The sequence below is a fragment of the Gammaproteobacteria bacterium genome, assembly GCA_029862005.1.
GTDB lineage: Bacteria > Pseudomonadota > Gammaproteobacteria.
Map to the genome: position 1 here is coordinate 1 of JAOTYD010000058.1, position 9,632 is coordinate 9,632.

8 protein-coding genes are annotated in these 9,632 nt (G+C 54.2%); 3 read left to right on the top strand and 5 right to left on the bottom strand.

Translation table 11 applies throughout. The features are described 5' to 3' along the window. The 3 genes from purL to amrB form a co-directional block, all read right to left on the bottom strand. Nucleotides 1-1,911 (bottom strand): phosphoribosylformylglycinamidine synthase (gene purL, locus OES20_18065; protein ID MDH3636600.1); only part of this gene is annotated, 1,911 nt, incomplete at its 3' end. An 89-nt stretch (nt 1,912-2,000) separates the two neighbouring features. Beyond that, nucleotides 2,001-2,582 carry an AmmeMemoRadiSam system protein A gene (amrA, locus tag OES20_18070; GenBank protein MDH3636601.1) on the bottom strand — a complete coding sequence of 194 codons (582 nt, stop codon included), beginning with the start codon at nt 2,580-2,582 and terminating at the stop codon, nt 2,001-2,003. Next, complete coding sequence (gene amrB, locus OES20_18075) at nt 2,560-3,342, bottom strand: AmmeMemoRadiSam system protein B (GenBank protein ID MDH3636602.1); 783 nt, start codon at nt 3,340-3,342, stop codon at nt 2,560-2,562. Before amrB ends, amrA begins: the two co-directional genes overlap by 23 nt. A 76-nt stretch (nt 3,343-3,418) precedes the next feature. Here amrB and amrS point away from each other — a divergent pair, with 76 nt between their 5' ends. The 3 genes from amrS (at nt 3,419) to OES20_18090 (ending at nt 8,331) form a co-directional block, all read left to right on the top strand. After that, the gene (amrS, locus tag OES20_18080; GenBank protein MDH3636603.1) at nt 3,419-4,507 is read left to right on the top strand and encodes an AmmeMemoRadiSam system radical SAM enzyme; all 1,089 of its coding nucleotides are present in this window, start codon (nt 3,419-3,421) and stop codon (nt 4,505-4,507) included. Between the two features lie 275 nt (nt 4,508-4,782). Next, complete coding sequence (locus tag OES20_18085) at nt 4,783-6,645, top strand: monovalent cation:proton antiporter-2 (CPA2) family protein (GenBank protein MDH3636604.1); 1,863 nt, start codon at nt 4,783-4,785, stop codon at nt 6,643-6,645. Nucleotides 6,646-6,729: 84 nt separating this feature from the next. Further along, the gene (locus OES20_18090; protein ID MDH3636605.1) at nt 6,730-8,331 is read left to right on the top strand and encodes an AAA family ATPase; all 1,602 of its coding nucleotides are present in this window, start codon (nt 6,730-6,732) and stop codon (nt 8,329-8,331) included. Here the strand turns inward: OES20_18090 and OES20_18095 are convergent. After that, the gene (locus tag OES20_18095) at nt 8,324-9,184 is read right to left on the bottom strand and encodes a hypothetical protein (GenBank protein ID MDH3636606.1); all 861 of its coding nucleotides are present in this window, start codon (nt 9,182-9,184) and stop codon (nt 8,324-8,326) included. The genes OES20_18090 and OES20_18095 overlap by 8 nt on opposite strands. Nucleotides 9,185-9,223: 39 nt before the next feature. Next, nucleotides 9,224-9,632, bottom strand: a 409-nt coding sequence (locus OES20_18100) for a universal stress protein (GenBank protein MDH3636607.1), incomplete at its 5' end; no start/stop codon positions are given.

Genomic DNA, 9,632 nt, shown 5'->3' on the forward strand with positions numbered 1-9,632 from the left:
TAAGTGCAATACGCGGTAAAGCGCCTGTTTCAAATCAACCACGCCGCGATCAAATTCGGGTTGCAGGGTTTCAACATGCTCAGCATCCCGATGCATCTTCGGTGGTTTTCCGAGCAAGACCTCGAGCGACAGATCCACTGGCGTATTGTCAAAATGTGGGTCTTCGACCCGCAAGTGACGTTGCTCGGTGGCCTTGCCAAGCACCGCGTAAATGCAGCGTTCGCGCTCGCACAGGGCGATAAAGTCGTCGAGTCGATCATCGGCAACGGCAAGCACGTAACGCTCCTGGCTTTCATTGCACCAGATTTCCATCGGCGACATGCCCGGCTCGTCATTCGGGACGCGGCGCAAATCCAGTTCCGCTCCACGTAAAGCGTCATTTACCAGTTCGGGTAACGCGTTGGACAGCCCCCCTGCACCGACATCGTGAATCGAGAGAATCGGGTTGGCGGCTCCCTGGGCCAGACAACGATCGATAACCTCCTGCACCCGACGCTGCATTTCCGGGTTTCCGCGCTGCACCGAGGCGAAATCGAGCTGTTCACTGCTGCTGCCACTAGCCATTGACGACGCTGCCCCGCCACCGAGACCGATCAACATCGCCGGACCACCGAGCACAATCAGGTTGGCACCGGGTGGGATATCCTGTTTTTCGACATGTTCGCGTCGAATCGAGCCGACCCCGCCGGCCACCATGATCGGTTTGTGATAACCGCGCACTTCCGGCCCGGTCTCGGCGACAATGCTTTGCTCGTAGGTACGGAAATAGCCACAGGTGTTGGGGCGGCCGAATTCGTTGTTGAACGATGCGGCTCCGACCGGGCCCTCAATCATGATATCGAGTGCCGAGGCAATACGACCTGGTTTGCCATGGTCCTGCTCCCAGGGTTGTTCAAAGCCCGGGATCTTCAGGTTCGACACTGAAAAACCACACAGGCCTGCCTTCGGTTTGGATCCCGTGCCGGTTGCACCCTCGTCGCGTATCTCACCCCCCGAACCTGTGGCCGCCCCCGGGAACGGCGATATCGCGGTCGGGTGATTATGGGTTTCAACCTTCATCAGGATGTCGAGCCGGGTTTCTTCGTAATGATATTCGGAAGCCTGCGGTGAGGGCGAGAAGCGGGTTGCCCGGAAACCCTCGATCACCGCGGAATTATCGTGATAGGCCGACAGGATACCGTCGCTGTGTTGAGCATGCGTATGCTTGATCATCTTGAACAGGGACAGTTCCTGTTCGACGCCATCGATGCGCCAGCTTGCGTTGAAAATCTTGTGCCGGCAATGCTCTGAATTGGCCTGCGCGAACATCATCAATTCAACATCAATCGGATTGCGATCCAGCTCGGTATAGGCTTCGATCAGGTAATCGATTTCATCCGCTGACAGTGCGAGACCCAGGTCGGTATTAGCCTGCTCCAGAGCGGTACGACCCCGGTTTCGAGTGTCGATTTCGTTAAAAGATCTTGGTTTATGGCTCTCAAACAGCACCTTGCAATCATCGAGACGGGAAAACACGGCCTCGATCATACGATCGTGTAACAGGTCGGCAGGTACTTCGTCAGCCGTATCAATGGTGTAGAGGATGCCGCGTTCGATTCGCTTTACCTGGTCAAGGCCACAGTTATGCGCAATGTCGGTTGCCTTGCTGGCCCAGGGTGAAATCGTGCCAGGACGCGGGACTACATAGAATTCCTGGCCGGCGACGTTTGCCGAATCGAGCGCGGGACCATAGGTCAACAGGTTTTGCAGTACCTTCAGCCGTGCTTTGTCGAGCTCGCCGTCGCTGATATGGACCAGGTGAATAAAGCGGCTGCTGAGCCCGTTTACCGTGATCCCTGCGGCGCCCAGTTGTTGTTGTTGTTTTTTAAGTCTGAACTCGGAGTGTGCCGGGCTACCGGGCAGGCATAGCATGTTCGATCAGGTCGCTTCACGGGGGTGGAAAGGTGCGCAGATAATAACGGAAAACATCCATGGATCCAACACAATCACGTCGCGGGTAATCAATTCTCGGCAAACGACAGGGTATGGTAGCGATAAAAACGAATTGTGTCGGACCAGTGCCCGGCCGGCAGCCCGGCTTTCTGCATCAACTCTTCAAGAAACTGGTTGGGCAAGGGTATTTTTTCCCATACCTTGGGTAAAAAGGTCGACCGGTATCCGCGGTCTTCCATCAGTAATCCGTCCTCGCCCGGTTTCAGTGCGTCCAACAGGGCCTGCCTCGAGTCGACTTTGATGAGATCAAGCGCCGACAACACCGAAATTTCGACGCGTAATTCGTCCAGCTCCGTGGGGTCGACCTTGCCGAAGCGGCGATCCCGAAACGCGGCATTGAATGCCGAATTTGCAACCGCCTGGGCCAGTGGGTCCACCGCCTGCAACGAACCGATACAACCGCGCAACTCGCCGCTACGCATCAGGGTAGTGAACACGGCAGAATCGACTTGCAGGTTTTTACTCAACTGCGCTACATCGATTGATAGTGCCCGACCCGATTCAAGACCGTGGCTAATCGATCGGCGCGCGATATCGAGTAAGCTGAATTGCTCGTCCTTGCTGAGATTAATGCAAAGCGAAGGCAGCATAGCCGACCACCCTGTTCAGATCACCTGCAGTGTCTCCCGAGTTGCAGGCGTGCAGCAGTTTAACCTTCAGCGCACGGCATTTTGCAGAGGCCATCAGGCCGTTAATTGCGCGTGCGCCGCAAGCCTGTTCGCCTTTCAACGACGTGGACTTATGCAGAATATAATCACAAGTACTCGCATCGACCTGCTGTGCTTCCGGATAACTTAAAAAATGCGATAAATCGGAGCTGATCACCAGCAACGTATGTGGATCATCGACCAGGGCATCGATTACGGTTGCTACCTCGCCGGCGGAAGCCCCTCCCACCACCAAAGGGATCAATGTAAATTGGTTCAATACTGACTGCAGAAACGGTAACTGGACCTCGAGGCTATGCTCTTCCCGATGGGCTTCATCCGAAACCTGGACACCCGGTAAATCTTCGATTTGGTTGAGACCCTCCCGGTCCAGTGGAATATCGCCCAGAGGCGTCGCAAAGCAGTCCACGGAGGGGATTGCCATGCCTTCAACGTACACCCGGTGCGCAGGTCCGATCAATATTACCCGCTTTACTTGATCAGGATCAGTTAACAGGCAACGAAAGGCGCAGGCTGCGGTTGAACCCGAGTAGATATAGCCCGCGTGTGGTACGATCAGGGCCTTGGGTAACGGATCAGGAAGCGCTGATTCAGCCTCTAACAGTTCTTTGACATGATGTTGCAAACGACTTGCATTAGCGTCGTAGAAGTAACCGGCAACCGCCGCTGGGCGTGTAGTCATGAGTTGTCCTCAAAGAAGTTCATTATTATTATTTTAAACCCAACCTTCCCTGTTTCATTTGCCCTGTATCAAGACTATGCAAGAAACGATCGTTAAAACCAAATACTGGCATCGCCTGGACGATGGGCGCCTGCAGTGTGACCTGTGCCCACGCCACTGTCACCTGCGAGATGGCCAACGCGGTCTTTGCTACGTGCGCCAACGCCTCGACGATGAAGTAAAACTGGTGAGTTACGGTCGATCGAGCGGTTTTTGTGTCGATCCGATCGAAAAAAAACCACTCAATCACTATTTCCCCGGCAGCTCGGTGCTATCGTTCGGCACTGCGGGTTGCAACCTGGCCTGCAAGTTTTGCCAGAACTGGGACATGACCAAGTCCCGCGAGATGGACACTCTGGCCGATGCCGCGTCACCACATAAACTTGCCCGTGTAGCGTCAGAATTGTCCTGCCTGAGCGTGGCATTTACCTATAACGACCCGGTTATTTTCCACGAGTACGCAATCGATGTCGCTGCCGCCTGTCGCGAGCGTGATATCAACACGGTCGCCGTGACGGCCGGCTACATCGATCCAGAGCCCAGGATCGAGTTCTTTGCCGCGATGGATGCCGCCAATGTTGATCTGAAAGCTTTTACCGACCGCTTTTATTACAAGATTTGCGGTGGGCACCTGGCGCCTGTACTGGAAACGCTCGAGTATATCCGGCATGAAACCAATTGCTGGCTCGAGCTGACAACGCTCTTAATCCCGGGGGAAAACGACTCCGACGACGAACTGCACCAGATGACAAACTGGGTGGTCGACAAGCTCGGGCCCGACGTGCCGATGCACTTTACCGCATTTCACCCCGACTGGAAGATGCTTGATATCAAGCCGACTCCGCTCGCGACGCTAACACGTGCGCGCAAGATCGCGATCGAAAACGGGGTGCATTACGCCTATACCGGCAACGTGCACGACAGCAGCGGTTCCAGCACCTGGTGTCATTCCTGTGGCGAATTACTAATCGAACGTGACTGGTACGTGCTGGGACACTGGAGTCTCGATGCCAACGGCTGCTGCACCAATTGTGGTACACGACTACCCGGACATTTCCTGGAAAAACCGGGTAAATTTGGTGCGCAGCGAATCCCGGTTTATCTCAACCGCTATGCCGGTGAATAAAATCCCCCGCTAAACGTAACTTTTTAGCCTTGAGGGCAGCGCAAGGATCGGAATGATCGTTGCGGAGTCAAATGCGCCCGATCGAATTCGCTTGAATAAAAATTTTGCATTCTTTATACAGGCACAGTTTGTCCCGAAGCCTGAGCAGATACCATGCCCAAGAGAATCCTGATCCCGTTTACCTTCCCGTTGCGGTGCCAGACTGAAAGCACCTTGCCACTACACAGGGCGCCGAAAACTGCCGATTGCGTTGGTATCCTGGCCGGAGTAAATGCATGACCGGCTACTTTATCCAGGCTTTCATTTACCTGTGCGCTGCAGTTATCGCGGTACCCCTGGCGAAACGATTGGGGCTAGGTTCGGTGCTGGGTTACCTGATGGCCGGTGTCATTATCGGTCCGATGATTGGCCTGGTGGGCGAAGAAACACAGGCCCTGCAACATTTCGCCGAGTTTGGAGTGGTGATGATGCTGTTCCTGATCGGTCTCGAAATGGAACCACGCATGCTATGGTCGATGCGAAAACGACTGCTGGGACTTGGCGGCCTGCAGGTAGTATTGTCGACAGCCGCGATTTCGTTGATCAGCCTGGTATTCGGAATTGACTGGCGAATCGCGTTTACCATCGGCTTGATCCTCGCACTGTCATCGACAGCGATCGTATTGCAAACCCTGAACGAAAAGGGGCTGACGAAAACCGAAGGTGGGCGCGGTGCCTTTGCTGTCCTGCTATTCCAGGATATAGCGGTGATACCGATGCTGGCATTAATTCCGCTACTCGAGATTCCCGAGTTGGCATTGGCAGCCAGTGAAATTGCAAGTCAGACAGCCGCGGCCCACGGCCATCTGGACCTGGTATCCGGCCTGCCTAACTGGATTTACGCCATTGTCGTACTCGGCGCAATCGCCACCGTGGTGTTCGGCGGATTCTATCTTAGTCGGCCGCTGTTCCGCTTCGTCGCGGCATCCGGGTTGCGCGAGGTATTTACCGCAACCGCGTTAATGCTGGTCGTAGGTATCGCAGCATTAATGAGCCTGGTGGGCCTGTCACCCGCCCTCGGTACCTTCCTCGCGGGCGTGGTACTTGCGAATAGCGAGTTTCGTCACGAACTTGAAACCAATATCGAACCCTTCAAGGGGTTGTTACTCGGCCTGTTCTTCATCACCGTGGGCGCGGGCATTGACTTTGGCGTGCTGGCACAGGACTGGTTCCTGGTCGCTGCAATTACGTTATCGCTGATAACCATAAAGGCCGTAATCGTTTATATCCTCGCCCGATCGTTCGGTATCCAGTCGATCGACCGCTGGCTGGTGACACTCGGACTCGCACAGGCCGGAGAGTTTGGCTTCGTACTGCTGAGCTTCAGCTTGCAGAATAACGTGATTCCGGCCGATATCGCCGAGTTGCTTGCGCTCGTGGTCGCGATTTCGATGTTCCTGACACCTGCCCTGTTCATATTTTTCGACAAGATACTGGTCCCTCGCTTTGAAACCAGCACGGAACAGCGTGAATACGATGTCATCGATACCAGCGGTCGCGTACTTATTGCCGGCATCGGGCGCTTCGGTCAAATCGTGAATCGACTACTGGTTGCAAACAACATTGAAACCATAGTCCTCGACCACGATGCCGGGCAGGTTGACAACATGCGCAAACTCGAGATCAAGAGTTACTTCGGGGACGCGACCCGCCCCGAACTGCTCGACACGGCGGGACTGGAAGACGTCGACCTGTTCGTGATCGCAATCGACGACCGCGAACGCGCGGTACAGCTCGTAGAGCACATCCGCCAACGCTGTCCTGACCTCACAATACTGGCGCGCGCCTTCGACCAGGTTCATTATTACCAGTTGAAACAGGCTGGCGCGCAGTTCGTCATCAAGGAAACCTACCTTGCCGCACTTGATATGGGTTGCGAAGCGTTAACCCGCCTCGGCTTCCATCCGTTTCGAGCGGACCAATTAAGAAGCGCCTTTATCGCGACCGAGAACGAGATGGTCGAGGATCTATACCAGAACTGGCTCATTACGGAGGACAGCGGCATGCGCCCTGGTTTTCGGGAACTGTTCATGCAGCAGGAAGCCGCGATCCGCGCAGCCATGCAGGAAGACCCGGCTCATGGCTCTGACGACGACTGAATTCGAATAACTTGACGCCAGTCAGTATGTGCAAATCTGGCTTTTTTACAGTGGTTGCATTCAATCTAACCGGATGGTGTATCAGTGACCGGGCACATTACGCACGCAAACCTCCCTCAGGCCGATGATCCTGCGGCAAATGCCCTGATCGCCGGATTGGATGATCCGTTTGCCTTCGGGCACCCGGTTAAATACATCCGCCTGATCGAGACCCATATTTCGTGGGTTATCCTGACCGGAAATTATGCCTACAAAATCAAGAAACCGGTCAATCTTGGATTCCTTGATTTCTCGACCCTCGATAAGCGCCATTTCTACTGTCTCGAGGAACTACGCCTGAACCGCCGGTTCGCGCCGGAAATCTACCTCGAGCTGGTCGAAATTCGGGGCAGTCCGGAAGCACCCAGACTGCAGGGAGACGGAGAAGTCATTGAGTATGCAATCAAAATGGTCGAGTTTCCGCAGCAGTGCCTGCTCAGCAGCCATGCCGCTAAAAAGGACCTTACCCCGGAAATCATCGATGCTATAGCGGCAAGGGTAAGCCAGGTACATGTCGAGAGTGAACGTGCTGATGCCAGTAGTGAATTCGGCACAGGTAGCGTGGCAGCGCAGTGGAGCGAGGAAAACATGGTTCACATAGCAAACGCGATCTCGACCGATTTTCTGCCGAACAGTTTTTTCCAGTTACAACGCTGGTACCGGGAAAACGAGGGGTTGCTCACGACCATAGACGAGCGCAAGCAAGAGGGATTTGTGCGCGAGTGTCATGGTGATCTGCATCTTGGCAACATGGCACTGATCAATGGCAGGATCATCCTGTTCGACTGCATCGAGTTTAATCCCGAGTTGCGCTGGATCGATACCACTAGCGAAGTAGCATTCGTGGCAATGGATTTGAATGCGCGCGGTTATCCGGCCTTTTGCTGGCGATTTTTAAACCGCTACTTCGAAGCCAGCGGCGACTACCAAGCGATCAAGTTGTTGCGCTACTATTTTGTTTACCGCGCGCTGGTGCGTGCCAAGGTAGAGGCATTGCGCGTCGACCAGGAAGCTCGTGACAGCAGCAGCTATGCAGAACAGATTCAGCCGTCAATCGATTACATCGAGCTCGCCGCACGCTGGTCGGGCAGCCATCGCGCCGGCCTGGTCATCATGCATGGATTATCCGGGTCCGGGAAATCGACTGTCGCGGCGCAACTGGTCGAGGCACTGGGCGCGATACAGATCCGCTCAGACGTGATCAGGAAAAGGCTTTTCAACCTCGACGCACAAGAATCCAGTGGTTCTGCACTTGCCCAGGGCATTTATACCGGCGACGCCACCGGGCAAACCTATGATCGAATGCGCGAGATCGCGGCCACCATTATCGACGCCGATTTTACCGTGATCGCCGACGCGACCTTCCTGCTCGAATCGCAGCGCAAGGCGCTACTCGAAATGGCGGTTAGCCCATCGTGTAAAAAAATTATTATTCATTGCGAAGTTCCAGAAGCTGAATTGCGCAAACGCATTGTTGCACGCGAACACGATCCTTCGGAAGCCAACCTGGAAGTGCTGGAACAGCAATTGCGTAACCAGGAGCCGATCAGCGACGTCGAAAAAAAGCATGCTCAACTCGTCACAATCGGCAGCCAGGGTATCGGCCCCGAACAAGTCGAGAAAATAAGAAACCTGCTGACTAAATAACGGTCAGGAGATCAGCGTCAACGATATCGATCAGTTTTTCAGCCGTGTTGCCGATCAGCTTGCCCTTGATTCCAGTACGCGCAAGAGTTCCTATCATTACGATGCTCGGTTCAATCTCGTCACAGATTGCCCGCAAGGTTTCGACAGTACTACCCTGACGCAGCAAAACCCGCTCCGGCTTGATATCGAAAAGTTTGCCGAGTTGATCTGTTGTGACTTCATGCCCATGGGTCTTAATCGGTAAATGCTCACTATCGATCTCACTGGAATAGACGCTGGCGATATACAAATCCATGGCGACAATCTCCGCGAATGCCCGCGCATCGCGGATAATGACGTTGTTTAATCGTTCATGCTGTAGGTCACCAGACTCAAGGTCTAGACAGGCAACGATACGACCTGATGTCCATTCCTGGGCCTGGCGGGTAAAGAGTATCGGGCAGGCACATCGATGCATCAGCTTGTAGTCGGAGGTCGGCCTGAAAAACCGCTGCGTCTTGCTATGGTGGAAACTGGATTTAATCACCAGATCGCACCCTGATTTCTCGATAGCTCGAATTGCAGAATCAACCCATTTTCTATTCCAGATCACTTCCGTCGTATACGGCACATCGCTGACCTTGCAGGGTTGCATCAACTGTTCCAGCCAATCGCTTGCATCTTCAAGCGTGGAGCGCTTGAATTCCTTGCGCGAGGCGTACTCTCCTGCTTCCTTCAAATCCCTGTAGGTACAAAGAAATGCATGGATATGACAATTTCCGAGCTTGCCAATAAGTAACGCCTTCACCAGTGCCGGCTGGTGCTCGGTGGTTGGATCGACCACTACGAACAGATGGGTTTGCTGCTGGTTCATTCGATGTTTCGTCAGTTATGTGCGTTGGAAGGGATCATTTTATTTTATCGTCAGGCAACTGCAATCGGCAAGCTGGGCGATCTTGTGAGAGGTACTGCCGAGTAACAGGCTTTTCAACTTGCCGAAGCCACGGCTGCCTGAAATTATCAGATCTGCTTTACGATCCCTGGCAAAAGCAACAACTTCCTCCGCGGGGCTACCCAGCACCGCTCTCGCATCGACATCCTGCGCACCGTGATGTATCGCACTCTCGCGCGCCTGCTCTACCAGAAAATCGGCATACTGAAACATCGCTTTCTCAGAGTCGGATGAAGTCTGGGCCATGTTGCTCATCATATTGGCGGGTGCATTCTCGAGATTGACCAGCATACTGGGCATGGGCTCGATAACATGCTCGATTTCACCCATCTTGCGCACTTCCTCTGGTATTTTCATATGGCTCGCATCG

Coding starts and splice junctions, on each gene's coding strand:
- amrA (MDH3636601.1), bottom strand. CDS start 2,582: ATGCTGCCTTCGCTTTGCATTAATCTCAGCAAGGACGAGCAATTCAGC.
- amrB (MDH3636602.1), bottom strand. CDS start 3,342: ATGACTACACGCCCAGCGGCGGTTGCCGGTTACTTCTACGACGCTAAT.
- amrS (MDH3636603.1), top strand. CDS start 3,419: ATGCAAGAAACGATCGTTAAAACCAAATACTGGCATCGCCTGGACGAT.
- OES20_18085 (MDH3636604.1), top strand. CDS start 4,783: ATGACCGGCTACTTTATCCAGGCTTTCATTTACCTGTGCGCTGCAGTT.
- OES20_18095 (MDH3636606.1), bottom strand. CDS start 9,184: ATGAACCAGCAGCAAACCCATCTGTTCGTAGTGGTCGATCCAACCACC.